The 26,411-nt window shown below is 66.9% G+C and carries 28 protein-coding genes; 21 read left to right on the top strand and 7 right to left on the bottom strand.

Features of this window, described 5'->3' with window-relative positions; translation table 11 throughout:
* Nucleotides 1-63 precede the first annotated feature (63 nt).
* On the bottom strand, nt 64-1,209 hold the full coding sequence (locus tag FB478_RS10165; RefSeq protein WP_056389871.1) for a ScyD/ScyE family protein: 1,146 nt from the start codon (nt 1,207-1,209) through the stop codon (nt 64-66).
* Nucleotides 1,210-1,383: 174 nt separating this feature from the next.
* Here FB478_RS10165 and FB478_RS10160 point away from each other — a divergent pair, with 174 nt between their 5' ends.
* Nucleotides 1,384-1,887 (top strand): nucleoside deaminase, encoded by a 504-nt coding sequence (locus FB478_RS10160; protein ID WP_018771963.1) that lies wholly within the window; start codon nt 1,384-1,386, stop codon nt 1,885-1,887.
* A gap of 2 nt (nt 1,888-1,889) precedes the next feature.
* Nucleotides 1,890-2,327, top strand: a complete 438-nt coding sequence (gene trxA / locus FB478_RS10155) for a thioredoxin (RefSeq protein ID WP_018771964.1) — start codon at nt 1,890-1,892, stop codon at nt 2,325-2,327.
* A 50-nt stretch (nt 2,328-2,377) separates the two neighbouring features.
* Here the strand turns inward: trxA and FB478_RS10150 are convergent, their stop codons facing one another.
* Nucleotides 2,378-3,535: a pyridoxal phosphate-dependent aminotransferase gene (locus FB478_RS10150; RefSeq protein ID WP_186447781.1), complete on the bottom strand. Its 1,158-nt coding sequence runs from the start codon at nt 3,533-3,535 to the stop codon at nt 2,378-2,380.
* A gap of 101 nt (nt 3,536-3,636) precedes the next feature.
* On the opposite strand from FB478_RS10150, the gene truB reads away from it, so the two are divergent.
* The 10 genes from truB to FB478_RS10100 all read left to right on the top strand — a co-directional run bounded on the left by truB (nt 3,637) and on the right by FB478_RS10100 (nt 13,687).
* The gene (gene truB, locus FB478_RS10145; protein WP_082581697.1) at nt 3,637-4,572 is read left to right on the top strand and encodes a tRNA pseudouridine(55) synthase TruB; all 936 of its coding nucleotides are present in this window, start codon (nt 3,637-3,639) and stop codon (nt 4,570-4,572) included.
* 3 nt (nt 4,573-4,575) lie between these two features.
* A complete protein-coding gene (locus tag FB478_RS10140; RefSeq protein ID WP_018771967.1) occupies nt 4,576-4,929 on the top strand; it encodes a hypothetical protein in 354 nt (117 codons plus the stop codon).
* A gap of 19 nt (nt 4,930-4,948) precedes the next feature.
* Nucleotides 4,949-5,416, top strand: coding sequence for a hypothetical protein (locus FB478_RS10135; RefSeq protein ID WP_056389955.1), 468 nt, complete (start codon nt 4,949-4,951; stop codon nt 5,414-5,416).
* A gap of 96 nt (nt 5,417-5,512) precedes the next feature.
* Entirely contained in the window at nt 5,513-6,496 is a 984-nt protein-coding gene (locus tag FB478_RS10130) for a bifunctional riboflavin kinase/FAD synthetase (protein ID WP_018771969.1), read from the top strand.
* 65 nt (nt 6,497-6,561) lie between these two features.
* A complete protein-coding gene (kynA, locus tag FB478_RS10125; protein WP_018771970.1) occupies nt 6,562-7,416 on the top strand; it encodes a tryptophan 2,3-dioxygenase in 855 nt (284 codons plus the stop codon).
* Nucleotides 7,413-8,672: a kynureninase gene (locus FB478_RS10120; RefSeq protein WP_144600352.1), complete on the top strand. Its 1,260-nt coding sequence runs from the start codon at nt 7,413-7,415 to the stop codon at nt 8,670-8,672. The genes kynA and FB478_RS10120 overlap by 4 nt, the downstream gene beginning before the upstream one ends.
* Before the next feature lie 184 nt (nt 8,673-8,856).
* Complete coding sequence (gene rpsO, locus FB478_RS10115; RefSeq protein ID WP_013600532.1) at nt 8,857-9,126, top strand: 30S ribosomal protein S15; 270 nt, start codon at nt 8,857-8,859, stop codon at nt 9,124-9,126.
* A 240-nt stretch (nt 9,127-9,366) separates the two neighbouring features.
* Nucleotides 9,367-11,625 carry a polyribonucleotide nucleotidyltransferase gene (locus FB478_RS10110; RefSeq protein ID WP_018771972.1) on the top strand — a complete coding sequence of 753 codons (2,259 nt, stop codon included), beginning with the start codon at nt 9,367-9,369 and terminating at the stop codon, nt 11,623-11,625.
* A gap of 112 nt (nt 11,626-11,737) precedes the next feature.
* Complete coding sequence (locus FB478_RS10105) at nt 11,738-13,081, top strand: pitrilysin family protein (protein WP_018772253.1); 1,344 nt, start codon at nt 11,738-11,740, stop codon at nt 13,079-13,081.
* 63 nt (nt 13,082-13,144) lie between these two features.
* Nucleotides 13,145-13,687, top strand: a complete 543-nt coding sequence (locus FB478_RS10100) for a DUF1579 family protein (protein ID WP_315898341.1) — start codon at nt 13,145-13,147, stop codon at nt 13,685-13,687.
* Nucleotides 13,688-13,695: 8 nt separating this feature from the next.
* Here FB478_RS10100 and FB478_RS10095 read toward each other — a convergent pair whose 3' ends face one another.
* Entirely contained in the window at nt 13,696-13,977 is a 282-nt protein-coding gene (locus FB478_RS10095; protein WP_018772255.1) for a hypothetical protein, read from the bottom strand.
* 345 nt (nt 13,978-14,322) lie between these two features.
* Between FB478_RS10095 and FB478_RS10090 the strand changes: the two genes are divergently transcribed.
* Complete coding sequence (locus FB478_RS10090; protein ID WP_223994641.1) at nt 14,323-15,240, top strand: LuxR family transcriptional regulator; 918 nt, start codon at nt 14,323-14,325, stop codon at nt 15,238-15,240.
* Between the two features lie 56 nt (nt 15,241-15,296).
* Here the strand turns inward: FB478_RS10090 and FB478_RS10085 are convergent, their stop codons facing one another.
* The 3 genes from FB478_RS10085 to moaA all read right to left on the bottom strand — a co-directional run bounded on the left by FB478_RS10085 (nt 15,297) and on the right by moaA (nt 18,536).
* On the bottom strand, nt 15,297-17,039 hold the full coding sequence (locus tag FB478_RS10085) for an HNH endonuclease signature motif containing protein (protein ID WP_144600680.1): 1,743 nt from the start codon (nt 17,037-17,039) through the stop codon (nt 15,297-15,299).
* Between the two features lie 97 nt (nt 17,040-17,136).
* Nucleotides 17,137-17,403: a MoaD/ThiS family protein gene (locus FB478_RS10080; RefSeq protein ID WP_144600351.1), complete on the bottom strand. Its 267-nt coding sequence runs from the start codon at nt 17,401-17,403 to the stop codon at nt 17,137-17,139.
* A 5-nt stretch (nt 17,404-17,408) separates the two neighbouring features.
* Nucleotides 17,409-18,536, bottom strand: a complete 1,128-nt coding sequence (moaA, locus tag FB478_RS10075) for a GTP 3',8-cyclase MoaA (RefSeq protein WP_026266125.1) — start codon at nt 18,534-18,536, stop codon at nt 17,409-17,411.
* A gap of 265 nt (nt 18,537-18,801) precedes the next feature.
* Between moaA and FB478_RS10070 the strand changes: the two genes are divergently transcribed.
* The 7 genes from FB478_RS10070 (at nt 18,802) to FB478_RS10040 (ending at nt 24,610) form a co-directional block, all read left to right on the top strand.
* Entirely contained in the window at nt 18,802-20,385 is a 1,584-nt protein-coding gene (locus FB478_RS10070) for a molybdopterin-dependent oxidoreductase (RefSeq protein WP_186447792.1), read from the top strand.
* Between the two features lie 53 nt (nt 20,386-20,438).
* Entirely contained in the window at nt 20,439-21,746 is a 1,308-nt protein-coding gene (gene glp, locus FB478_RS10065) for a gephyrin-like molybdotransferase Glp (protein ID WP_018771610.1), read from the top strand.
* Complete coding sequence (gene moaC / locus FB478_RS10060) at nt 21,734-22,225, top strand: cyclic pyranopterin monophosphate synthase MoaC (protein WP_026266123.1); 492 nt, start codon at nt 21,734-21,736, stop codon at nt 22,223-22,225. Before glp ends, moaC begins: the two co-directional genes overlap by 13 nt.
* On the top strand, nt 22,222-22,752 hold the full coding sequence (locus FB478_RS10055) for a MogA/MoaB family molybdenum cofactor biosynthesis protein (protein WP_018771608.1): 531 nt from the start codon (nt 22,222-22,224) through the stop codon (nt 22,750-22,752). Before moaC ends, FB478_RS10055 begins: the two co-directional genes overlap by 4 nt.
* Nucleotides 22,742-23,233 carry a molybdenum cofactor biosynthesis protein MoaE gene (locus tag FB478_RS10050; protein ID WP_018771607.1) on the top strand — a complete coding sequence of 164 codons (492 nt, stop codon included), beginning with the start codon at nt 22,742-22,744 and terminating at the stop codon, nt 23,231-23,233. Before FB478_RS10055 ends, FB478_RS10050 begins: the two co-directional genes overlap by 11 nt.
* 129 nt (nt 23,234-23,362) lie before the next feature.
* Nucleotides 23,363-24,133, top strand: coding sequence for a 4-hydroxy-tetrahydrodipicolinate reductase (gene dapB / locus FB478_RS10045; protein WP_144600349.1), 771 nt, complete (start codon nt 23,363-23,365; stop codon nt 24,131-24,133).
* A 3-nt stretch (nt 24,134-24,136) separates the two neighbouring features.
* Entirely contained in the window at nt 24,137-24,610 is a 474-nt protein-coding gene (locus FB478_RS10040; protein ID WP_018771605.1) for a hypothetical protein, read from the top strand.
* Between the two features lie 19 nt (nt 24,611-24,629).
* On the opposite strand, the gene FB478_RS10035 is transcribed toward FB478_RS10040, so the two are convergent.
* On the bottom strand, nt 24,630-25,865 hold the full coding sequence (locus tag FB478_RS10035; protein WP_144600347.1) for a heparan-alpha-glucosaminide N-acetyltransferase domain-containing protein: 1,236 nt from the start codon (nt 25,863-25,865) through the stop codon (nt 24,630-24,632).
* Between the two features lie 102 nt (nt 25,866-25,967).
* Here FB478_RS10035 and FB478_RS10030 point away from each other — a divergent pair, with 102 nt between their 5' ends.
* Nucleotides 25,968-26,369, top strand: a complete 402-nt coding sequence (locus FB478_RS10030) for a hypothetical protein (protein WP_223994651.1) — start codon at nt 25,968-25,970, stop codon at nt 26,367-26,369.
* Nucleotides 26,370-26,411 lie beyond the last annotated feature (42 nt).

Here is a 26,411-nt window from a genome sequence, read left to right as displayed (position 1 = left end):
CCGCAAACACAGCAGCAGGACCCGGAGGCACCTCCGGGTCCTGCTGCTGTGTTTGGCTGCCGCCTATCGAAGATCAACTTCGATAACCCTGCCGGCAGGCATGGGAGCGGGAGCGTTAGGCATCGACGGATCGGGTTGCGCCGGCAGCGCATCCACGGTGGCGAAGACATCTCCGTCCTTGAACTCAACATCCGCGGGCAGGTTCACCTCCAGGAAACGCGAGCGATCCGCGTCGCAGTTGAACTTCAGGATTTCCCCGCCGAACAGCGATGCCACGTAAATGTCCCCGTTGTCGGCCACGGCCAGACCGGTAGGACTCAGGATATGGTCCGCCCAAACAGTCGTGTCACCGTTCCACGGATTCACCTTGAATATGGCACCGCGAGCACCCAGTTCCGGTCCCTCCGGGCCACCAGGCAGTGACGTGACGTACAACCAGCCGTCCGGACCGATTTCAACATCGGTGGGAACCGGTTCGAACGCGTACTTCTCGCCAACAACGCAGTCAGGAACCGTCATCGTGTGGCCTTCCATGTCAAGTGGAATCTGCAGGCCAGCGGGGACCTTGGCCGGCCTTGGCGGCAGGACCGTCAGTGTGGAAATGGCGCCCGATTTGAGATTTACCTTGAGGATCGCGTTCATGCCGGCGTCAGCCACGTAGGCGGTGCTGTCCTTGACTGCCAAGGCGTACGGGTGGGAATCCACCGTGCCCGTGTATCGGGCGGGTGGGAAGGCCGGCCAGTCTGCCAGGCACTTGTCGCTGACGTCTGGCTCGAAGCCGTAGTGCTGGTCCCCGTCGGGATTGTGCTTCCGTTCGTATTCCGCGAAGTTGGCAATAGTGTCCACATCGCCTCTGGAGTCAATGGACTTCAAGTAGCCCTGGAGCTTGGCCGGATCACCCTGCCCGGCTCCGATGCTTTCCAGGAAGTACGTGGTGCTATCGCGGATTTCCACGCCGGCGACTTCCCAACCCTTCTTGGCGGTGTAGACGTCTTCTGTCGATCCGTCGTGCTCCACACGGGTAAGGACGCCGGCGAAGTCCTGGCTGACACGGACTGATTCGCCCTTGCCAACGGCAAGGTGGAGTGGGGTGAGGAGTCCTGTACCCAGGACTTCAAAGTCCGGGTCGTGAGTGGAGGCAAACGCCGGTGATGCCTGGACCATCATGGCGGCTGCCATGCAGGCGATAAAGGTGAGTTTTCTTTTCATGGGGTACTCCGGGGTGCGAGGCCCTTGCGGGCTGGATGTGGCGCCTCCGTAGAGGCGAAATATATCCCCCGGGCGTCAGCGTAGGCTCCTACCAGCGGGTAGGCGCTGGGGGCCTGCCCCCTTCCTGGCCCCCTTTCCGTCCCCCTATGGGGTGCACATGGCTAGGATCGTGCTATGACCTCCGCAGAACACGGCAACCGGGGCTTACGGCACCCTGCATTTGCCCAGTACCTTGAACAGGCCGTGGAGTTGGCCACACAAAATGTTGGTGAAGGCGGCGGCCCCTTCGGAGCTGTGGTGGTAACACCCGACGGGCGCGTGCATGCCGGCGTCAACAGGGTGACCCGGGACAACGATCCCACTGCCCACGCGGAAGTGGTGGCCATCCGGGCAGCGGCCGCGGCTGCGGCGGACTTCGACCTCACCGGCTCTGTCCTTTACGCAAGCTGCGAGCCGTGCCCCATGTGCCTGGCGTCTGCCTTGTGGGCCAGGATCGGCCACGTCTACTTCGCCGCGGACCGCCACGGCGCCGCTGCGGCAGGCTTCGACGACGCCCTCTTCTACGACTACTTCAGCGGCGCGGCCCCGGAGCTGATGCCCGTCACCAGGAGTGACATCCCGACGTCGGACGTCCCCTTCCAGGCGTGGCGCGCCTTTGACAGCAGGAAGGAATACTAGCCATGGAATCCGCCCTACTCCGCTGCCCCGCCTGCGGTAAGACCAACCGGGTGCCGGCCCAGGCCTCCGGACATCCCCGCTGCGGCAACTGCAAGGCGGACCTGCCCTGGATCGTGTCCGCGGGCGACAGCGACTTCGCCGCCGTGGCGGAGCAGTCGCCGGTTCCGGTGCTGGTGGATTTCTGGGCCGCCTGGTGCGGGCCCTGCCGCATGGTAAGCCCCGTCCTGGACCAGCTGGCCCGGGAGCGGCCCGGGAAGATCAAGCTGGTGAAGGTGGATGTGGACGCGTCTCCGGGCCTGTCGCGGCGGTTCGACGTCCAGGCCATTCCAACCCTCATGGTTCTGGTCGACGGAAAGGTCGCAGCCCGCCAGGCCGGCGCCGCACCGGCGGGCGTCCTCCGTTCCTGGCTGGACAAGGCCCTCGCCGGCGCCCGCAGCTAACAGAGCAGGCAGCTTCGCCGGCCGGCCAAGCCAGGTATCAACCCAGGACGTCAGGGCCGGCCGTCCGGAAGCCGGGACAGCCCGTCCAGCAGATCCTGCTTCCGGCCGCACAGCGCGATCCGGACCCACCCTTCGCCGATGGAGCCGAAGGCGGTCCCTGGGGCCAGCGCCACACCGGAATCCGCCAGGAAACGCCGAACCCAGGCCCGCACGTCCCCGCCGGTCACATGGGACATATCGGCCCAAAGGTAGAACGCCCCCTGCGCCGGCAGATAGCGGATCCCTTTTGCGGTGAGGACTGCCGAGGCGGCATCCCGGTTCTCCCGGTAGTGCTGGTGGGCGTGCCGGACGTAGTCCTGCGGCCCGGTCAGGGCAGCCAGCGCCGCGTACTGCGGCGCTGACGCCACGCACGACACGATGGATTCCATCACGTTGTCCATCTGCTGTTTGAGGCCGGGCGGGCAGATGAGCGCGCCGATTCGCAGACCCGTCAGGCCGTACGTCTTGGACAGTGTCAGCGAAGTGAACACGCGTGCATCCGCCGGGGTGCCGCCGTCGAACCTTGCCGGGCTGACGTGGGGAACATCGTAAGTGAACGCCTCGTAGCACTCGTCCGAAACCACCCAAATGTCATGCCGGCGGGCCAGGTCCATCAGTTCCCGGACCACTTCTTCACCCAGCACTGCTCCGAGGGGGTTGGACGGGGAATTGAGCACCAGCACCCGGGTGCGGCTGGTGATGAGGGCCTCCACGTCGGCAACCTGTGGCTGGAAGCTGTGTTCGGGGCGCAGCGGATAGCCCACCGGCACGGCACCGAGCAACCGGCTGGTCATCGCAAAGGTGGGGTAGCCCGGGTTGGGGATCAGGATTTCGTCGCCGGGGGACAGCAGCAGACTCATGGCGAAATGCAGGCCCTGCTGCGCCCCGGACACCACGTAGACGCGGTCAGCACTGACGTCCACCCCTTGTTCTTCCCGGAACCTGGCAGCGAACGCTTCCCGAAGGGCGGGAATCCCGGCGTTGGGTGTGTAGTTGGTTTCATCGCGGTCCAGGCAGGCGATGCCTGCGTCCAGGACATGGCGGGGGAGCGGGAAACCCGGCTCCCCGATACTCAACACAATGGCGCCGGGAGTACGCCACGCGGCCTCGGTGATCTCGCGGATCTGGTTGACGGGCACGTCGCGGACATGGGCGGCAAGCTCAGGCATGGCAGCCATCCTAGCCGTCCCCGTCGGGCTGCCGCGGTGCGTCCGGGACCGGGGTGGTGGCGTGGGCCGGCGGGCCAACCAGCGCCGATATACTGGGAGGCGTGCTTTCTGGACTGGTGATAGTGGACAAGCCGCAGGGATGGACCAGCCATGATGTGGTTGGCCGGATGCGGCGCCTCGCAGGTACCCGGAAAGTAGGGCACGCCGGAACCCTGGATCCCATGGCCACGGGCGTCCTGGTGGTCGGCATCAACAAGGCCACGCGCCTGCTGACCTACATCGTGGGCACCTCAAAGACCTACACCGCCACCATCCGGCTGGGCCAGGCCACCGTCACGGACGACGCGGAAGGGGAGGTCACGGCCACGGCCGGCACTTCCGGTGTCACCGAGCAGGCAATTCACGACGGCGTCGCGGCACTCACAGGCGACATCGAGCAGGTGCCCAGCAGCGTCAGCGCCATCAAAGTGAACGGCGAACGCGCCTACGCGCGCGTCCGGTCCGGCGAGGATGTGAAGCTGGCCGCACGCCCTGTCACCATCCACCGGTTCGAGGTGCACGCCGTCCGGCGGGATCCGGCGGCGGATGTGATTGACCTCGACGTCACCGTTGAATGCTCCTCGGGCACATACATCCGTGCCCTGGCCCGGGACCTTGGCAATGCGCTGGGTGTTGGAGGGCATCTCACTGCCCTCCGCAGGACCCATGTGGGCCCCTATTCGCTGGACCAGGCGCGCACGCTCGAACAGCTCGCCGAAGAGCTCAACGTCCTGGAAATGTCGCAGGCTGCCCGGGCACTGATGCCCAACCGCGAACTCAGCGCCGAGGAAACCACGGAGATCTCCTTCGGGCGGCGGATCGCTGCCGGCGCGGCCCCCGGCGCTCCCGGCGCCGCCACTGTGGAGCATCCGGCCGCCGCCTTCGCTCCCGACGGCAGCCTCGTGGCCCTTCTTGCCGACGCAGGCAGTTACGCCAAGCCGGTGCTCGTCTTCGCCCCCGGCGCCGGGACGGCCGCAACCGCCGCCGCGGAGGCCTGACACGTGGACGCATATTTTTGGATCATCCTCGTGGTCGGCCTGGTGTCCACGCTGGTGTGCCTGGGTGCGGGCATCCTCAAGAAGGCGCCGAACGACGTCACCATCCTCTCCGTCGCAGCCGTGGAAGCGGCCCTGGTGGTGTACCTGGTGGGGTCCATCGTGCGCGTGATCGCCGGCGAACCGATTGCCGGGGAGGCGTGGGAGTTTTGGGGCTACATGGCCACCGCCATGCTCCTGCCGCCGGCGGCAATCTACTGGTCCATTTTGGAGCGCACCCGGTGGAGCAACTTTGTCCTGGCCGCGGTCGGCGTCACGGCACTCGTCATGGCCGCCCGAATGAACCAGATCTGGTACTGAAGTGGAAGAAGCAGCAGGAATGAACGACAAGCAAGCCCCGGCGGCTCCCGGCGAGGCACCCACCCGCAATACCCGCAATACCGGGCCAGGCCGCCTGCTGATTGCCGTGTACGGCGTTTTCGCGATCTCGGCCACGGCCCGGGCCGGATACCAGATCCTCACCAAGTTCTCCGAGGCTCCGCTGGCCTATCTGCTCTCCGCCTTCGCCGCGCTGGTGTACGTGGTGGCCACGGTGTCGCTGGCCAGAGCCGGAACCACCTGGTTCAAGGTCTCCGTTGCCGCGGTGCTGGTTGAACTCGTGGGCGTCCTGGTGGTGGGTACCCTGAGCATCCTGGACTCCGTGCAGTTCCCGCACGAGACCGTGTGGTCCCTGTTTGGCCGCGGCTATGGCTTCATTCCGCTGCTGCTGCCCATCCTGGGACTGGTGTGGCTCTACCGGCGCCGGCCTTCGGTGGCGGCTGAAGCGCGTTCCAAAGCCGCGCAGTGATGTCAAAGGCAGCACAGTGAATCCGGGTAACCTTGAAGAGTTCCGCGGCCGGCATGGTTCCGGAACGTGGCTTGCAGGCAGCTTAAGGCGAGGGTGATGGTTTACATCTGGAACGATCCGTCCGATGTCCCGGCGGATTTCGGCCCATCTGTTGTCACTTTCGGCAACTTCGACGGTGTTCACCGCGGCCACCAGCAGGTGCTGTCCCAGCTGATCCGCTCGGCCCGCCTTTCCCACGCCAAGGCTGTGGCCGTGACCTTCGATCCCCACCCGGCGGTAATTCACCGGCCCGAGGCCGCGCCCGAGCTCATCATGGGCCTGGACGACAAACTGGACGCGCTGGGCGGACTCGGACTGGACGCCATTTTGGTGATCAAGTACTCACTGGATCTGGCCAGCCTCACGGCTGAGGAATTCGTGGAGCAGTACCTGGTGGACTGCCTCCACGCCAGCCACGTGGTGATCGGCCACGACGCCCGCTTTGGACGGGGCAACTCCGGAGACCTGGACACCATGAAGGCGCTGGGCGACAAGTTCGGCTTCGATGTCCAGGTCATCAGCGAGTTCGGCGCCGAGGGCTACCCCCTGCATGACGACGACGGCACGGACCGGCGCTGCTCCTCCACCTGGGTGCGCGAAGCCTTGCAGGAAGGCGATGTTGCCACCGCCGCCTCGGTCCTGGGCCGCCCGCACAGAATGCGCGGCGAAGTGGTTCACGGGGCAGCCCGCGGCCGCGCCCTCGGCTTCCCCACGGCAAACCTTTCCTCGAACGCCACGGGGCTGATCCCCGCGGACGGCATCTATGCGGGCTGGCTGGTGGACCAGGCGGGCACGCGCTGGCCTGCTGCGATCTCAGTGGGGTCCAATCCCACGTTCGAGGGCGTGAGCCGCCAGGTGGAGGCGCACGTCATCGACAGGCCCAAGGAGGCCGTGGAGGACTTCGATCTGTACGGCCAGACAGTGATTGTTGAATTCGTGGCGCGGCTTCGCGGCATGGTGGCCTACCGTGGCCCTGAGGCACTGGTGGAACAAATGCGGCTGGATGTGGCCCAGGCCCACCAGCTCCTCAGCCACCACTGACTGCAGCATCCGCCGGTTGCAAAACGTGGCTGCAACAACGGGGTGACAACAACGAAAGGCAGCACGTGTCCGTCGAAAAGAACACCCGCAAGCTGGATGAGGGGATTGTCCGCGACTTCAGCTCGCGGATGAGCTACGCCTCCTACCTGCAGCTTCCCACGCTGCTCAGCGCGCAGCAGCCGGTCAGCCAGCCCGAGCACCACGATGAACTGCTGTTCATCATCCAGCACCAGACCACGGAGCTGTGGCTGAAGCTGGTCCTGCACGAGCTGCGCAGCGCGGCCGCGTGGCTCCGCGGGGACGACCTCGGTTCCGCGCTCAAGGGCATTGCCCGGGTCAAGCACATCCAGAAGACCCTTACCGAACAATGGTCTGTCCTGGCCACCCTGACACCCACCGAGTACTCGCAGTTCCGGGGCTTCCTGGGCAACTCGTCAGGGTTCCAGTCGGCCCAGTACCGGGCGGTGGAATTCGTCCTGGGGAACAAGAACAGCAAGATGCTGCCCGTCTTCGAATCCGATCCGCAAGCCCACGCCATGCTGGCCGAACTGCTTGCCGCCCCCAGCATCTACGACGAGTTCCTTGCCTACCTCGCGCGGCAGGGCTTCGATGTGCCGGGATCGGTCCTGGACCGGGATGTGACCCAGGCCCATGAGTTCACCCCGGAACTGGTCCCGCTTTTCAAGCACATCTATGAAAACGCGGCGGACAACTGGGCTGCCTACGAGGCGTGCGAGGAACTGGTGGACCTGGAGGACAACTTCCAGCTCTGGCGGTTCCGGCACCTGCGCACCGTGCAGCGGACCATCGGCATGAAGACCGGCACCGGGGGATCCAGCGGGGTGACCTTCCTGCAGAAGGCCCTTGAACTGACGTTCTTCCCGGAATTATTCGCTGTCAGGACGGAGATCGGACAATGAGCATCCATCAGGAAAACCACCTCGATGTGTCTGCCGAAGCGCTCCGCGGGCGCGCCGAAGAGCTGGACCGCCGGGACCCCCTGGCACACTACCGGGACCTTTTCATTGGAACGGACACACCGCTGTCCTACCTGGACGGCAACTCCCTGGGCCGGCCCCTGACGCGCACTGCCGACGACGTCGCCGCCTTCATCCGGGACGAGTGGGGCGGACGCCTCATCCGTGGCTGGGACGAACAGTGGCTCAGCATGCCGCAGGCCATCGGGGACCAGCTCGGACGCGCCGTCCTCGGAGCTGCTCCGGGGCAGACCATCATTGCCGATTCCACCACCGTGGTCCTCTACAAGCTGATCCGCGCAGCCCTGGCCGCCGTACAGGATCCAGACCGCAGCGAGCTGGTGCTGGATACGGAAAACTTTCCCACGGACCGCTACCTGGTGGAGGGCATCGCCCTCGAGGAAGGCCTCACCCTGCGCTGGATCGAGCCCGACCCGGCCGCCGGGGTGACCCTTGACCAGGTGCGCCAGGCCACCGGGCCGAGGACCGCCGTCGTCCTCCTCAGCCAGATCGCCTACCGCTCAGGCCACCTCGCGGACCTGCCGGGGATCACCGCGGCAGTGCACGACGCCGGCGCGCTGGTGGTGTGGGACCTGTGCCATTCCGCGGGGTCGGTGGAGATCGACCTGGACGGTGCCGACGTGGACTTCGCAGCCGGCTGCACCTACAAGTACCTCAACGGGGGCCCGGGCTCGCCTGCTTTCGCCTACGTCAATGCCCGGCACCTGCCCTCGTTGAACCAGCCCATCTGGGGCTGGATGGGGCGGAAGGACGCCTTCGAGATGGCCGCCGGCTATGAACCTGCCGCCGGCATCCGGGGCTTCCTCAGCGGCACCCCCGCCATTTTCGGCATGATCGCCATGCGGGGAACCCTGGACCTCATCGAGGAAGCCACCATGGCTGCCATCCGGGAGAAGTCCCTGGCCCTGACCGCATTCGCCGTGGAGGTTTTCGATGCCTGGCTGGCCCCGCTGGGAGCCGAACTGGCGTCGCCGCGGAACCCGGGGGAGCGGGGCGGGCATATCACGGTGGACCATCCCAACTTCACCAAGGCCACCGTGGAAGCGCTCTGGGAAGGGGACGTGATCCCTGACTTCCGCTCTCCCCATGGCATCCGGGTGGGGTTGTCGCCGTTGAGCACCAGTTTTGCGGAAGTGCTCCAGGGCATGGCAGCGATCCGGGCCCGGCTGCAGGGCTGACGGCGCACTGTTTCGACAAGGTTAGGCCGCGCCCGGTAAACTGGACGATGGATCCGGCTGCAGTCCGTGGCGGCTGGTTCCTGTTGTGGTCGGCCTTCTCCGGTTATCCGGTTCAGGACCAACACGGCAGACCCGGCAGTGAATTACTGACCTGGGCCCTCACGGCACATCCCAAGGAGATATTGTGGCACTTGACGCCGCTGTAAAGCAGTCCATCATCAAGGAATACGCAACTGGCGAAGGTGACACCGGTTCACCCGAGGTCCAGGTTGCTGTCCTGACCCAGCGGATCAAGGATCTGACTGAGCACATGAAGGAGCACAAGCACGACTACCACACCCAGCGCGGTCTGCTGGCCATGGTTGGTCGTCGCAAGCGCATGCTGAGCTACCTCAAGAAGACTGACATCGCCCGCTACCGTTCGCTCATCGAGCGTCTCGGCCTGCGCCGCTAGTCACACTTTGGGGCGGCCCTTTCCCTCCGGAACGGGCCGCCTTCTTCAAACAAAAACTAAACAGGAGGATCAACCGCATCACGCATTCGCGGTCCTCGGTAGTGATCCCCGGGAACGGCTTCGTTGACTGAAGCCGGCGGCCCGTGGGTCTCGATCGATGACCGGGTGCAGGGCCAGTAGACAGATGCTGGCTGGGTTGATGCGGCTGGACTTCCGTAAATAGAAACGGAGGTGACTCTCTTGGAGGGTCCCGAAATCCAGTTCTCGGAAGCAGTCATTGACAATGGCCGTTTCGGCAAGCGCGTAATCCGCTTTGAAACCGGCCGCCTCGCCAAGCAGGCAGCCGGCGCAGCAATGGTGTACATCGACGATGACACCGCCCTGCTGTCCGCAACCACCGCCGGCAAGCACCCGCGTGAAGGCTTCGACTTCTTCCCGCTCACGGTCGACGTCGAAGAGCGCATGTACGCTGCCGGCCGTATCCCGGGCTCGTTCTTCCGCCGCGAAGGCCGCCCGTCCACCGAAGCCATCCTGGCCTGCCGCCTGATGGACCGCCCGCTGCGCCCCGCCTTCATCAAGGGCCTGCGCAACGAGGTCCAGATCGTGGTCACCGTCCTGGCCATCAACCCCGATGAGCTGTACGACGTCGTTGCCATCAACGCTTCCTCGATGTCCACCCAGCTGTCCGGCCTCCCGTTCTCCGGCCCCATCGGCGGCGTCCGCGTTGCCCTGGTCAACGACGAAAACGGATCGCAGTGGGTTGCCTTCCCCAAGCACTCGCAGCTGGAAAACTCCGTGTTCAACATGGTGGTTGCCGGCCGCGTTGCCGGTGACGACGTCGCCATCATGATGGTCGAGGCCGAAGCAACCGACAACTCCTGGAACCTCATCAAGGAACAGGGCGCCACCGCCCCCACCGAAGAGGTTGTGGCCGAGGGCCTGGAGGCAGCCAAGCCGTTCATCAAGGCACTCTGCGACGCCCAGGCCGACCTCGCCGCACGCGCTGCAAAGCCCACGGTCGAGTTCCCGGTCTTCCTGGACTACGAAGACGACGCTTACGCCGCCGTCGAATCCGCTGCCGCCGAAAAGCTCGCCGCTGTCTTCCAGATCGCCGACAAGCAGGAACGCGACAACGCCTCCGACGCGCTCAAGGACGAGGTCCTCGCCGGCCTGGCAGGCCAGTTCGAAGGCCGCGAAAAGGAGCTGTCCGCTGCTTTCCGCTCCGTCACCAAGCACGTTGTGCGCCAGCGCATCCTCAAGGACCAGATCCGCATTGACGGCCGCGGCCTGACGGACATCCGCCAGCTCACCGCAGAGGTCGAGGTTCTGCCCCGCGTTCACGGTTCGGCCATCTTCGAGCGCGGCGAGACCCAGATCATGGGTGTCACCACGCTGAACATGCTCAAGATGGAACAGCAGATCGACTCGCTGTCTCCCGTCACCCGCAAGCGCTACATGCACAACTACAACTTCCCGCCGTACTCCACCGGTGAGACCGGCCGCGTGGGCTCACCCAAGCGCCGCGAAATCGGCCACGGTGCCCTGGCAGAGCGCGCCATCGTGCCCGTGCTGCCGTCCCGCGAGGAATTCCCGTACGCCATCCGCCAGGTATCCGAGGCCCTCGGCTCCAACGGCTCCACGTCGATGGGTTCCGTCTGCGCCTCCACCCTGTCCCTGCTGAACGCCGGTGTGCCCCTGAAGGCCGCCGTCGCCGGCATCGCCATGGGCCTGGTGTCCGACCAGGTTGACGGCCAGACCCGCTACGCGGCACTGACCGACATCCTCGGCGCCGAAGACGCCTTCGGTGACATGGACTTCAAGGTTGCCGGTACCGCCGAGTTCGTCACGGCCATCCAGCTGGACACCAAGCTCGACGGCATCCCCGCTTCCGTGCTCGCGGCAGCCCTGAAGCAGGCCCGCGAGGCGCGCCTGCACATCCTCGAGGTCATCAACTCGGCCATCGACACCCCGGACGAGCTCTCCGAGTTCGCACCGCGCGTCATCGCCGTCAAGATCCCCGTGGACAAGATCGGCGAGGTCATCGGCCCCAAGGGCAAGATGATCAACCAGATCCAGGAAGACACCGGCGCCGACATCTCCATCGAGGACGACGGCACGGTCTACATTGGCGCCACGAACGGTCCGTCTGCAGATGCAGCACGCTCCGCCATCAACGCCATCGCCAACCCGCAGGTCCCGGAGATCGGCGAGCGTTACCTGGGCACGGTGGTCAAGACCACCACCTTCGGTGCCTTCGTGTCGCTGACCCCGGGCAAGGACGGCCTGCTGCACATCTCCGAGCTGCGCAAGATCGCCGGCGGCAAGCGGGTAGACAACGTTGACGACGTTGTTTCCGTGGGCCAGAAGATCCAGGTGGAAATCACCAAGATCGATGACCGCGGAAAGCTGTCCCTGTCTCCGGTCGTGGCTGAAGAGGAAGGCGCCGACGACACCGAGCGCGTTCACGCCACGGAGCCTGCTGAAGGCGCTGAGGTCTAACAGCAGGGGCTTCCCGGCATAAGCATGAATCGGCGGGACCGGTGGATGATCCACCGGTCCCGCCGCTGTTACGATGGCAGCCAGATCCGGCTGCCCGTCCTGAAAGGCATCAATGACTGTTGTACCCCTGCCGCTTGAGCAGAACCACGCCGGCGACACCCTGGTCCACGGCTCCGACGGCGGGTCCGAGGTGCGGCGTTCAGTGCTGCCAGGGGGAGTGCGGGTACTGACCGAGGCGATGCCGGGACAGCGGTCTGCCACCATCGGCTTCTGGGTGGGCGTCGGATCCCGTGACGAGGCACCCGGCCAGCACGGGTCCACCCACTTCCTTGAACACCTGCTGTTCAAGGGCACCAAGCGCCGCACGGCCTTGGAGATTGCTTCCGCGTTTGACGAGGTGGGCGGCGAATCGAACGCGGCAACGGCCAAGGAAAGCACCTGCTACTTTGCGCGGGTGCTGGACTCGGACCTTCCCATGGCCATCGACGTCATCGCTGACATGATCACCGGCGCCGTGCTGGATCCTGACGAGATGGAGCAGGAACGGGACGTCATTCTGGAAGAAATTGCCATGGACAGTGATGACCCCACTGATGTGGCGCACGAGCACTTCGTCGCCGCGGTCCTCGGCAGCCATCCGCTGGGACGGCCCATCGGCGGCACTCCCGCCGCCATCAAGGCCGTAGCCCGCGATTCCGTGTGGGAGCACTACCGCAGGTACTACAAGCCGGAAGAGCTGGTCATTACCGCCGCCGGCGGCCTGGACCACGACGTCGTATGCGGACTCGTGGTGGATGCCCTCCAGACCGCGGGCTGGTCGCTTAAGCCGGACGCCGCGCCGGTGCAGCGGCGTTCCACCGAACGTGCCCTGATCACGGGAACGGCGGGCCTGCATGTGGTCAAGCGGGCCGTGGAGCAGGCGAACATCATCATGGGCTGCCCCACGATCGTTGCCACCGATGAACGCCGCTACGTCATGAGTGTCCTGAACGCGGTCCTGGGCGGCGGCATGTCCTCGCGGCTGTTCCAGGAAGTCCGTGAGAAGCGCGGGCTGGTTTACTCCACTTACTCCTTTGCCTCGTCCTACGCCGACGCCGGCTACTTTGGGATGTACGCGGGCTGCACGCCGTCCAAGGTCCGGCAGGTGCTGGACCTGCTGGCTGTGGAGCTCGACAAGCTCGCGGAACACGGGATTTCAGACGACGAACTGCGCAAGGCCGTGGGACAACTGGGCGGCGGAATCGTCCTGGCACTGGAGGACACCGGCTCCCGGATGTCCCGGCTGGGCCGCGCCGAACTGGTGTCCGGCGAGTACCAGGACATTGACGAAACACTGCGGCTGATCAAAGCCGTCACCACGGAACAGGTCCAGGAACTTGCCGCCGAACTCGCCGCCGCGCCCCGGACCGTCACCGTGGTTGGCCCGTTCGACGAGACCGAAACCTTCGGCCTGTAACACCCCGCGCCGCGGAGATGCCGCGAAGACGCTGGCGGCCCGGCTCTGCAGAGTCCATCCTGAGTGGGGAGTGATTCTTCGGCAGGGGAAGGCGGAACGGTGAACGGGCCAGGAGGGGAGCACGGACATCCGGCGTTAACGAACCTGCTGGGTCACTGGCAGGGCTACACACACGTGGCTGCCGGTCCCTGGGGGCCGGAACACCGCGTGAGCGCCCAGGTGTCTTACACGCAGGTTGCCGGGGGCCTCGGCGTGGTGCAGAGCTACCGGCACATTGAACCGGACGGCAGCCACTTCGAAGGCCACGGCATCTTCACGATCGATCCGGTCCACAACGACGTGCTGTGGTACTACGTTGACAGCACCGGCGTGCCGCCCGGCAACGCCGCCCGCTGCACCTGGCGCGACGGCGTCCTCCGTGTTGAACGCCGCAATGCCGGAGGCTGGACGCGCCACTCCATCGAGGTGGCGAACGGTGTCCTGACACACGTCACCGAATTGCGTTCGCCCGGGCGGGACGACGGCGGCGACGCCCCGGAGGCCGGTGTGGACGGCGAGGCTTTGTCCTACAGGCCATTCATGCGCTCGGAATTCCACCGCGCCTGAGGCAGGGGCTACGATGCCGCCTCGATAATGCGCGTTTTCGGCGCACCGGCGAGGGCAGGGGCGTTGGCGGGCGAACGCCATACCTGTGTTCGAAGGTTCGTGAGCAGCTGCTCTGCCTGGGCCAAGTCCGCGAAGTCGAGTTCCACAACAATGTATTGCGGTTCGCCCACGGGCCGGCCTATCCGGTGCGCGAGAACCCCTGACGCGGACCGGCCCACCGGATCCCGGTCGAATGCCGCCTTCCACGTGCTGAAATCGGTGATGCTGTGTTCGATCTGCAGGGTGAACATCCCAGTCTCCTTACTCGTCCCGCCAGGTTGGAGGACGCTCCACGCTGCTAAAGCTAGACGGTCCGGGCTGCGGCGGGTATCCCAGAATTCTGGGTGGCAGCGCCTCCGGGTTGCCCGGGATGGCCGGAGCATACTTGGAACATGACCAAGGGCTGGGCTGGAAACCGGAGCCAGGAGCGCATCCGACTCCTGGCAGGCTCGGACCTGGATCACCAAGCTCTCCGGACAGCGATTCTGGCAGAAGTGGCCACCATGGTGCCTTTCGATGCATTCGTTTGGCCGTTGTGTGATCCCGTCACGACGGTAGGGATGGCGCCGAGGGCCAGGATTCCCTGCCCTCAGGAATTGCCCACACTTATCCGCCTCAAGTACCTCTCCGGGGCCGGCCGCTGGACCGAGCTGATGCATTCGCCGGTGCCGGCGGCATCCCTCCTGAAGGCAACGCAGGGAGAGCCCTCCCGCAGCCCGGTGTGGAGTGGCGTGTTGCAACGCTATGGGGTCCGCGATGTACTGTCCGTCGTGTTTGCCGACAAGTATGGGTGCTGGGCCTGGCTCGATTTGTGGCGGACGGGCGATTCGGTCCCCTTCACGGATGAGGAAACTGCGTACCTGGGCGAGCCCGCAGCGGCAGTGACCGCCGGCCTGCGGAGGTCCGTGGCCAGGCAGTTTCGGACTCGACTGGAACCGGAACCTGGCCCGGACCCGGCCGCCGGGACAGGAGCCGGGCAGCCCGGGTTGCCGGAGCAGGCTGTCCTCACCCTGGACGACGATCTGGCGATAGCTGGTCGAACGGCGTCCGTGGACGACTGGCTGCAGCTGCTTCAGCCTGGTCCGGTCCCTCACGATCATGTGCCTGCTGAGGTGTTGAACGTTGCTGCCCAGCTGGCGGCAAGGGAAGCACTGGTGGACACCCACGCCGCGGAATGCAGGGTGTACGTCGGGGCGGGCCGCTGGGCCTCCCTGCGGGCCAACCGCATGGAGTCGGGAGTGTCCGGACCCACTCCACCGGTGGCCGTGACGATTCAGGCCAGCACGCCTGCCGCGCGGCTTGACATGTTTGCCCGGGCGTTTGGCCTGACACCCCGGCAGGGGGAACTGCTGTGGCTCACTGCAACAGGGGCCGATACGGCAGCCATGGCGGATGCCCAGGGCGTGACACCGTACACGGTCCAGGACCAATTCAAGCAACTCTTCCAGGCTTGCGGAGTCCACAGCCGGGCGTCACTGCTGGCCATTGCCCTGGGAACGGGGGCCCGGGTCTAGCGGTGGGCCGTCGTCTCCTGGAGCCACGCGTTGACGCACATGCCCCTGGGGAAGTCCTACGACAAGAGCACGTCCCAATTCCCCGCCGGGTCTGGCGGCAGGAAGAACGGCATGGCGTAGAAATCGTCCCACAAAGGATCTGTTGGCGGGAGTTGATCCGGCTCAAGCAAGTTCCCGCCAGGCGGCTCCTCGCTTGGCACCTCCAGCCACTCCGGCATGTCAGCCAGCAACTGGCACCATTGCGGCAGCCCAAACGGCAGATCGCGCCGCAATTCAGGCGGTGGTGGTTCCCGTAGCCCCGCTTCGTCCGCTTTCCGGGGTGTGCCCAACCCTCCCGGTGGGTTCAAGACTGCCGCTGCGGATTGCCCGGACACGGTGCTGTTCCTCCGCAGAAGCCCTGGCGGCCGGTGGGTTGGTTGGGGGTCGTGGTGTTCGGGGTTGTAGTGACGGCCGGTGGGTGAGGTCCAGCCGGGCGGTCCGTTGTTGGTGGCGGGGTCGGGGGTCCAGGCGCGGGCGTGCTTCAAACGGTGATGTTTGGGGCACAGCTGCGCCAGGTTCCGGACGGCTGTTCTGCCGCCGTGTTCCCAGGCGTTGAGGTGGTCGGTGTGGTTGTCGGGGGTGTGGTTGCTGCAGCCGGGGAAGGTGCATTTCCGGTCCCGCATGCGGATCCATTGTTTGATGGTTTCGGGTAGCCGGTAGCGGGTGCGTCCGATCTCCAGGGGTGCCCCGTCGCGGGGGTCGACCAGGACGCGGTAGAACGACTCCGCCCCGTCCGCGACAAGCGTCCGCGCCATTGAGGCAGGGATGGGGCCAAGGCCGTCGAGCACGGCCGGCTCATCGGTGAGTCCGAGCAGGGCGAAGAACGGGACGGTGACCAGGACATCGGCCCGCGGGGTGGGAACCTTTCCAACACCACCGCTACTCCCGGTAGTTGTTCCCGCAGGATCACCCGTGGCCGTGGCGTTTCCGGTGCCGAGGAGGAGTGATGCTGCGATGTCGGGGCGGAGTTGGGTGAGGGTGCGGGGCTCGTCAGGTCCCTGCAGGCCGCGGGCGGTGGCGGTGGTGCGGTTCCAGATGGCGCAGGCGGTGTCGCCGGGGAGGTAGAGCGAGAGCCAGGCCATGCCGTCACGGTCCGGGGTGTATTCCATCCGCCGGTCCGCGACGCCTTTGGCGTGGCGTTTTTCGAGGGTTTCGGGGTGGTGGCGTTCCCGCCAGGCGCGGACCTTGGCGCGGAACCGGGCGGGGGCGAGTTCACCGGGCGCGGCGCCGCGGGCGGGGTTGGGCGCGTCGGGGTCGAAGAAGTGCGCCACCAAGGCAGCAGCCCCGTCCGGGGTGAGCCCTTCGGTTTCATCGGCGACAATCCTGGCATGCTGCCACGACACGGCACCGGCTGACAGGGCGCCCAGGAGCGGCGGCAGGGAACACACCCGGCGGGACTGTTCCACCAAAGCACCCGCCGCCCCAGAACTCACTGTCAGGACACCGGCGATCTCCTCCACCGCGGACATCTCCGAAAACATGCGCTCATCCACCGGGGCGTCGGGGGCAAGCAGTGCCTGCTGGAAACCGACGCACTCCACGGCATCACGAGCTTTGACCGCCGCGAGCTGAGCCTCGACCCGGGAGACTGCCTCCAGCCGTTCCAGCCGGAGCTCATACCGCCGCTGCAGCACATCCACGTCAGCACCAACACCGGTCCCGGCGGCAAGGAAATGTTCCTCACGGTCCAGCGCACCAAGGGCAGCAATAGAGGCAGAAACACCCTCCAAAACCACCCCAACACCCGTGCCGATTCCCATACCCACATCATCCAGCGAGGCACCGACATTCAAAGCCACGGCAGCTTTGGCAAGGCCAGGGCGGCTGCTGCCCATTCGCCTGGACGTGCGCGAATACTTACCCGCCGGCGAACGGAGGCAGTACGTCCACCACGTCGTCCGGACCTAGGACTGCCGCCTGGTCCCGTACGGCCACCTCATTGAGCAGGAAGCTGCTGCGGGAAAGAAGCCGGGAAAGGGGCGGGGTCCCGGCAGGGGGTTCAGGGCGGTCCACGGCCAGCACGGCCTCGAGCAGGTCCGCCACGGTGGCGCCCTGGGGAAGGTGGAACTCTTCTTCCTCGAAACCTGCCGCAGCGCGTGCGGCAGCAAAATAACGTACAAGCATCCCGGTCAGCCCCCGATAGCACTCATGCTGCGGTCCGGCTGGACGAAGTCCGGAGCATCCAGTCCCACGTGGTCCATGCCGTGGGCTTTCGGTTTGATCCACATGGCGTCCTGCCACCGCTGCGCCAGATCATCATCGGTGGCGCCCGCCCGCAGCAGGCCCAGCAGGTCGAACTCCTCGCGGGAGAACAGGCAGCTCATGATCTTGCCCTCGGCGGTGATCCTGGTGCGCCGGCAGTCGGAGCAAAACGGCTCGGTGACGGAGGCGATAATTCCCACGGTTCCCAGCACCGGTCCGTCCGCGTCCGCGGAACCTGCCGCCCGCCGTCGTACTTCAAACCGCTCCGCAGGAGCGCCGTCACGTGCGCGGGGATCCGGACTGAGGGCAAAGTCCCGGGACAACAGCCCGCGGATCTCGGCTGCCGTGATCATGTTGCGGCGCGTCCAGCCGTGGTCCGCATCGAGCGGCATCTGTTCGATGAACCGCAGTTCGTACCCGCGCTCCAAGGCCCACGCGAGCAGCTGCGGCGACTCGAGGTCATTGATGCCGCGCATCAGGACGGCGTTCAGTTTCACAGGGCCCAGGCCGGCAGCCCAGGCGGCGTCCACACCCGCCAGGACCTGGTCCAGGAACGGACGCCGGGTCAGCTTGGTGAACGTTTCCTCATGCAGGGAATCCAGCGACACATTGATGCGCGTCAGGCCGGCGTCCTTGAGGGCCGCTGCCTTCTTCGCCAGGCCAACGCCGTTGGTGGTCATGGAGATCGGCAGGTCCGGGTGGTTGGCCCGCAGTGCCGAGATGATCTGGACCAGATCGTGCCGCACCAGCGGCTCACCGCCCGTGAGGCGCAGTTCGCGCACTCCCAGCTGCTCCACGCCTACCTTGACGATCCGCACGATCTCCTCGGCGGACATGACGGCCTGCTTTGCCAGCCATTCCAGGCCCTCCGCCGGCATGCAGTAGGTGCAGCGGAGGTTGCACTTGTCCGTCAGGGACAGCCTCATGTCGGTGGCGCGGCGGCCGTAGCGGTCCGCCAGCCCGGCCGGTGCATCCGCTGGCCGGCGCGCGGGAACGCCTGGCAGCGCCGATGCTGCTTCCTCCCGCGGCTGCGGCATGCCTAGCTGGACAGTCATGAAATCAGGCTACGCCACGTTGAGCCACCCATCACACCCGTGACCCCGCTGTGAGACGCGGGGCAGGAATCCCGGCGGCACCGGCGCCGGGGACCACCGGCAAACCTATGCTGGTGTTGTGAGGAGTTCCCAGCGCGGGCATGCGGCGTACGACGGCGGCGCCGGCCTTGGGGAGCGGGCGGACAGTCCCTTCCCACTACCGGCAGTCCCGCGCGCCGGAGGTGGTTGGGCCGCGGCTGCCGGGATAGCCGCGGCAGGCGGCGGTATTGCAGCAGGGGAGTTGGCTGCGGGGGTTCTCAGCCCCTCCCTTTCGCCGTTGACGGCCGTTGGCGGTGCCGTGATCGATGCCGTGCCTCCGGGCGTCAAGGACTGGGCGATCTCTGTCTTCGGCACGGCCGACAAGGCAGCGCTCCTGGTGGGAATGGCGTTGGTCATCGCCGCCCTGGCCGCACTGGCCGGAGCACTCGAGCGCCGCCGCCGGTTCACTGGTGCTGCCGTGATCGGAATCTTTGGACTCGCCGGAGCGGCCGCCGTCCTGACGCGTTCCCAGATGACCCCCCTGTCCCTCGTGCCGCCGCTCCTGGCCGCGGTGGCCGCCGTCGTGCTGTTGCGGTTCCTGCTGCGCAGGCTGCAGGCATGGGATGCCGCGATTGCCGGCCAAGCAGCCTCCCACCAAGCGGCCTCCCACCAAGCGGCCTCCCACCAAGCAGCCGGAGATCATCCCGAGGACAGCCTTCCCGCTGCCCCCGGCGAGGCCACACCGGACTCCGCGGCCACCCCATCGCGCCGCAGCTTCTTCCAGGCCCTGGGCATCACCGCAGCGGCCGCTGCGGCAGGGGGAGTACTGGCGGGAATCTGGCGCGGGGCCACCATGGCTGTCAATGAGGCCAGGGCACGCATCACCCTGCCCGCAGCGGCATCGCCGGCAATACCTGTGCCCCCTGCTGCGGAAGCCGGTGTTGCCGGAATGCCGCCGCTGGTGACCCCGAACCGGGATTTCTACCGGATCGACACCGCGCTGTCCGTCCCGGCGGTCAGCCCGGATACCTGGGTCCTCAAGGTAACCGGCATGGTGGCCCGGGAAGTCCTGCTCTCCTTCGCCGACCTAATGGCGAAGCCCCTCACCGAGCGGCACATCACCATTGCCTGCGTCTCCAACGGAGTGGGCGGCGACCTGATCGGCAACGCCCGCTGGCTCGGCTGGCCGGTCCGGGAACTGCTGGCCCTGGCCGTTCCCCAGCCGGGCGCAGACATGGTCCTCTCCCGCAGTGCCGACGGCTGGACCGCCGGGACGCCCCTGGATGTCCTCACCGACAACCGGGACGCCCTGCTTGCCGTGGGCATGAACGGTGAACCGCTCCCGCTGGAGCACGGCTTCCCGGTCCGGTTGGTGGTTCCCGGCCTCTACGGCTATGTCTCGGCCACCAAATGGGTCACCGAGCTCAAGGTCACCCGGTTCGCCGATGACGCCGGATATTGGACCCCGCGCGGCTGGTCCGCGCGCGGCCCCATCAAGACCTCGTCCCGCATCGACGTCCCCCGCAGCGGCCGCCCGGTCAACGCGGGAAGAGTTGTCTTCGCCGGCGTTGCCTGGGCCCAGCACACCGGCATCCGGAACGTGGAACTGCGGATCAACCGGGGACCGTGGCAGGAAGCGGAACTGGCCACGGGAATCTCCGCCGACACCTGGTACCAGTGGAAGCTGGCCATGGACCTTGCCCCGGGGCAGTACGAGGTCCAGGTCCGGGCCACCAACCTGGCGGGCGAACCCCAGGACGAAACCGCGCGGCCGCCGGCACCGGACGGCGCCTCGGGATTCCACACGGTTAGAGTTGACGTGAAGTCCTGACGGCCCAAACCCTGACGGCCCAAACCCTGACGGCCCAGACCAAAGGCGTATCCATGACCAGCCACACCCCGCACGCCCTGGCAGACCACACCCCGGAAGGCCACGTCCACCATGCAGCGGAGGGTTCCCGGTCGGTCGCTGGCCATGCCGCCGCAGTCGTGGAACTCCTGCGGCCGCTCCTGTCAATGGACCGGATGGAAACCCTCCCGCTTAGCCAGGCGCTGGGCCGGGCCCTGGTGGACGATGTGGCCGCGCCACTCAGCCTTCCTCCTTTCGCCAATTCCCAAATGGACGGATACGCCGTCCGTTCCGGCGACCTTCCCGACGGCGGCGGGGACCTCCGCATCATGCCCCCGGTTCCGGCCGGGTCAAGCCCGGAGCCACTCGAACCAGGAACCGCGGCACCCATCATGACCGGTGCCATGATCCCGGCGGGGGCCGACGCCGTCGTACCCATTGAAAAGGCGGTGCCCGATCACTTCCTGGACCCCGGAAACACAGCGGGGGACGGCAGCGGCGCCACCGTGCGGCTGCCCGGCACCGCGCCGGGAACGTTCGTGCGCTTCCCGGGCAGCGACATCGCAGCGGGGGAGCGGGCGCTGGCCTCGGGGACCTGCCTGGGGCCGGCCCAGTTGGGGCTGCTCGCTGCCTTGGGCCTCCCGGAGGTGGCGGTGTACAAGGCGGTGACCGTCCTGCTCGTCACCACGGGCGACGAAGTGGTGGAACCCGGCCTGCCGCTTCCTCCCGGCAAAATATACGACTCCAACGGAACGCTCCTTGAGGCCGCCATGAAGCAGGCGGGACTCACAGTCCGCCGCACCGGCATCTCCACCGACACTCCGGCGGAACTGCAGGCGCTGCTGCGGACCGAAAGCCCGGGGGCTGACCTGATCGTCACCACCGGCGGGGTCAGCAAGGGAGCCTACGAGGTAGTGCGGCAGGCAATGGCGGACCAGCCGGTCCGCTTCGTGCACGTGGCCATGCAGCCGGGCGGCCCCCAAGGACTGGGAACGTTCGACGGCGTGCCATTCCTTGGGTTTCCCGGCAATCCGGTCAGCTGCCTGGTGTCCTTCGAGATGTTCCTCCGTCCCGCTTTGTCAGCCTTGCTGGGGGCACCGGGCCGGAGGCTGCCGTTGCGCGCCCGCCTTGATCTTGGGGGCCCGGGCCGTCCGCTCACCTCTCCCGGGCACAAGCACCAGGTCCGCCGCGGCAGCCTGCAGCCGGACGGGACCGTGAAGCTGGAGGGCGGCGAGAGTTCGCACCTGATGCACGCACTCGCGGGGTCGAACGTCCTGGTTCATGTCCCTGTGGGTGTAACGGAACTCGCTGACGGCGACGAGGTGGAAGTATGGATGCTGTGAACGCAGAACATACCCCCGCACTGACGCACCTGCGCCAGGACGGCAGCGCCCAGATGGTTGATGTCTCCGCCAAGGCCGAGACCACGCGGGAGGCCACCGCCACCGCCACCGTCCGGACCACCCCCGAGGTGATGCAGCTCCTGGGCTCCGGCGGGCTCCCCAAGGGCGACGCCCTGGCCGTTGCCCGGGTGGCCGGCATCATGGCGGCCAAGAAGACGCCGGACCTGATTCCGCTGTGCCATCCGTTGCCCCTCTCGAAAGTCACCGTTGACTTCGACCTCGGCGCGGCCGCCGTCACCATCAGCTCCACCGTGAAGACCAGGGGCGTCACGGGAGTTGAAATGGAGGCCCTGACGGCTGCCTCCGTGGCAGCCCTCAGCGTTTACGACATGATCAAGGCCGTGGACAAGCATGCCGTCCTGACGGACATCAAGGTGCTGGCCAAGAGCGGCGGCAAGAGCGGAGACTGGGCACTGTGACCGACCCCAACATCCTGGACGTCTCCGAACCCCACCGCCACGGCGACGTGCAGGGGCGGAAGGCCGGCGTCGTTATCGCGTCCACCCGTGCCGCAGCGGGCATCTACGACGACGAAACCGGCCCCGTGATCACCGACTGGCTCACTGAACACGGCTTTGACGTCTTCCCGGCCATGGTGGTTCCCGACGGCGAGCCCGTGGGCGCTGCCATCCGGGCGCTCCTCACCCAGCGTCCCGCCGTCGTCATCACCAGCGGCGGAACCGGCCTCAGCCCGGACGACCGGACACCCGACGTCACCCTGCCCCTGCTGGACCGGGAAATCCCGGGCATCATGGAGGCGATCAGGCGTGCCGGCGCTGCCAAGACTCCGCTGGCGGCCCTGAGCAGGGGCTATGCGGGCGCTGCCGGGCAGACGTTCATTGTGAACCTGCCCGGGTCACCGAAGGGTGTCATGGATGGGCTGAGCGTCCTGGACCCGGTGATCGGACATCTTTGCGACCAGTTGGAAGGCGGACATGGGCACTGAAGCAGCATTCGAGGTAGTGCGGGCAGTCCTGAGCGCGGAGCCCATCTCCGTGGACCAGGCTATTGCCGCGGTGGAAAGCGACACTGCGGGTGCGGTGGTCAGCTTCAGCGGTGTAGTGCGCAACCACGACGGCGGCAAGGCCGTCGAGCGCCTCAGCTACAGTGCGCACCCCACGGCGCACCAGGTGATGGCCGACGTCGTCGCGCGCCTGGTTGCCGAGCAGGACGCCGAGGCCGGTGACGCGGCCGGGGAGACCCCCGCGGGAAAGGCAGCCCAACCCGTCAGGATCTGGGCCGCACACCGGATCGGGATGCTGGAGATCGGGGACCCGGCGCTGGTGTGCGCGGTATCCGCCGCACACCGCGGACAGGCGTTTGCCGTCTGCTCCGAGCTGGTGGACCGGATCAAGGACCAGGTGCCCATCTGGAAGGAACAGTTCTTTTCGGACGGCACCGTGGAATGGGTCGGCGCCGGCAGCTGATGCCGCGCCGGGGCACGCCGGGCCGCGCCTCCACGCTGCCCGGGCCGGCCGGCGTTGCTCCGCAAATTGCGAGGTAACGCACGCCGTCCGGTTCCTGCCCCAACCTGTCCCGCCGGTAGGGTTAATCCCATGACCGAACAACACCCCGCCCCCAAACTGGTGGCCGTCCTTGGCGCCAGTGGACGCATGGGCGCCGAGGCCGTTAAGGCCATTGATGCCGCGCCCGACCTGAAGCTCGTCGCAGCCCTGGGTCGGGGTGACTCGCTGGAGCAGCTGACGGCCTCCGGTGCCCAGTACCTGGTGGACCTCACAGTCCCCGAAAGCACCGAAGCCAACGTCCGCTTCGCCGTCGAGCATGGGATCCACGCCGTGGTGGGCACCACCGGCTGGGACGCGGGACGCCTGTCCGCGCTTGAATCCCTTTTGGCGGAGCACCCGGAAACGGGCGTACTCATCGCGCCCAACTTTGCCTTGGGCTCTGTGCTGGCTTCGGCGTTCGCCGCGAAGGCGTCAAAGTACTTCGAGTCCGTGGAAATCATCGAGCTCCACCATCCGGACAAGGTGGACGCCCCTTCCGGCACCGCCGTCCGCACCGCAGAGCTCATCGCCGCTGAACGCAAGGCTGCCCAGGTGCCGCCCAGCCCGGATGCCACCACTTCAGAACGCGCAGGCGCACGCGGCTGCGAAGTGGACGGCGTCCGCGTCCACAGCGTCCGGCTCCGTGGCCTCGTGGCCCACCAGGAAGTCCTGCTGGGCGGTCCCGGCGAGCAGCTGACCTTCCGCCACGATTCCTTCGACCGCGCGTCGTTCATGCCCGGCGTGCTTCTGGGCGTGCGCAACGTTGCTGCCCACCCCGGCCTGACCGTGGGCCTGGACGGTTACCTGGACCTGGGACTCTAGGCGGTGAACGGGTTCGCAGCCGGTTTCCTTAAGAACCGCACCAAGATCTGGGTGGGAGCGGTGACGCTGCTGCTGGTCTTCTACCTGGTGGTGTCCTTCCAGCGCTCGCTCCTGCTCCTTGCAGACAGCAACCTCACCGCCAAGGCCATCGGGGCCGCCTACCTGGTGCTGCCCATTGTTGGCGCGTGGGCCCTGATCCGCGAACTGATGTTTGGCGCCCGCACCGAGCAGATGGCCAAGGTCCTGGAAGCCGAAGGCGGGCTGCCGGTGGACGAGCTTCCCCGCACGCCCGGTGGCCGGATTGTCCGCGCCGCAGCCGACGCGGAGTTCGAAAAGTACCGGGCCGAAGCCGAGGCCGCTCCTGATGACTGGCGTTCCTGGTTCCGGCTCAGCTGTGCCTATGACGCCGCCGGGGACCGCAAACGCGCGCGGGCTTCCATGCGCGACGCTGTGAAGCTCTTCACCACGGCATCCTAGCCCCTGCTGCCGCAGGGGTTCAGGACAGGGCCTTGAAGCCGCCGCGCCCCACCAGGCTTGCAGTATGGCCCACCCATTCCAGGGGGCCGCGCCACGACATCCGCGCAAACACGATGCCCACGGCGATGGCAGCCGCGGCATGGGCAAAGTACATTCCGTCCTCGGTCCAGCCGGCGGGCAGCGGTTTGAGGTAGAAGCTGGAGACCACCCAGACATGGACGGTGTACAGCGTCAGCGTCATGGCGCCGGGTCCCCGCAGCGGCAGCAGCAGGTCCAGGTCCACCCATTCGGCCAGCCGCCCCAGAAGCAGGCAGGCACCGATGACGGCCGCCGCAACTGCCGAGGTATGCAGCAAATCGAGCGGCGTACCCGAATGCGGTGCGGCCGATGCCAGCCACCACCATGAACCTTCCTGGGGGAGTCCGGCCAGGTTCACCTGGAGTACGCTGCCCAGCGGGTAGCCCGGTGAGTTGAGGACCTTCTCCAGCGCTGCGCGGCCGCCCCAGTCCTCCATGGCCGCGACACCCAGGCTCTTGGCCGCCACGGCCACTACCGTTCCGCCCACCAGCAGCAGCGCGGGGACCAGCGCCTTGGTCAGCACCAGGCGGCCGATGGCCAGCCCCACCAGCAGGTAGGACAGCCACTGCAGCACCGGGTAGTAGCCCGTGAGGAACAGGTCCGCGAGCAGCCGGGACGGCGTTCCGAGGTCCCCCCATGCCGGGTTGTGGCCCAGCCTCAATGGCGGCTCCGGGGCAAGGAGCCAGGGCCGCAGCAGGTAGGCCAGCACCGGGGAGCCCAGGATCCAGCCGGCGGCCCACGCACACAGGCGCTTCACGCCCAGCCCCAGGAAGGGCAGGACGCACAGGAACAGCACGGCGTAGTGGACCAGGATGATGGCCACGTTCACGTCCAGGCCGCCGAGGGTCAGTCCGACGGCGGCAATCACCAGTGCGCGCAGCCCCACCCCGCGGCGGGCCGCGGAGAGTTCGGAGCCCTCCAAGGGCCTGTTTTTTCCCGTGGACAGGGCAAGCCCGACACCCGCCAGCACTGCGAAGAGGGCGGCGGCCCGTCCCGAGAACGTGAGGCCGATCCAAGTTGGTGTGAGGCTTGGGTTCGATTCGAACGTCGGCAGCAGGTGAGTGGCCATCATGCCCAGCAAAGCCAGGCCACGGGCCGCATCGATGCCCCTAAGACGCCCCGGTTGTTGACGGTCTGCGGTCTTCCGGGGCCGGGTGGCCGGGGTGCGGGACGTCATGACCAGATCGTCTCACATGCGTCCGTGGGCTGGCTGCCGCAGGGGGAGACGCGGAGGTGTGGGCTCTTGTATTCGAATATATGTTCGAATAGCATTGGGGCCATGGAGATGCCATCGTTGGGAGCCGCTTCCCCGCAGGGATTTAAGCCTGCTCCGCAGGGATTTGAGCCTGCCCCGCAGGAAAGCCGGGGTTCAGGAGTGCTGAAGGCGATGAGCCCGGGCGTGGTGGACTACCTGTTCCGCCAACTTGTCTCCGGGCGTCCGGCCGAGGACGTCCAGTGGGAACGGGAAGGCATCAGCCTGTCCGCCCAGCCGGAAGGAGCGGAGCTGGCCCGCCGACTCGCGGAAACAGACATCGACGCCCTGACGCCCACGGAGCTGTTCCACTACGTTCGGGCGGCGCAGCGGCTCGCCACTTGGGCTGAGGACCTCCGGCAGGCCGCCGTCGGCCGCTATTGCCACGCCGGAGCAGATACTCCGAAATCCGGGCGTAGCCGTATTTGACGCTTGTCACGCCCGTGGCATTGTCCTAACCAGCCAGGGACA

The organism is Arthrobacter sp. AG367 (assembly GCF_007828995.1).
GTDB lineage: Bacteria > Actinomycetota > Actinomycetes > Actinomycetales > Micrococcaceae > Arthrobacter.
The sequence above is the reverse complement of the archived record's forward strand: the minus strand, read 5'-3'. Positions and strand labels throughout refer to the sequence as shown.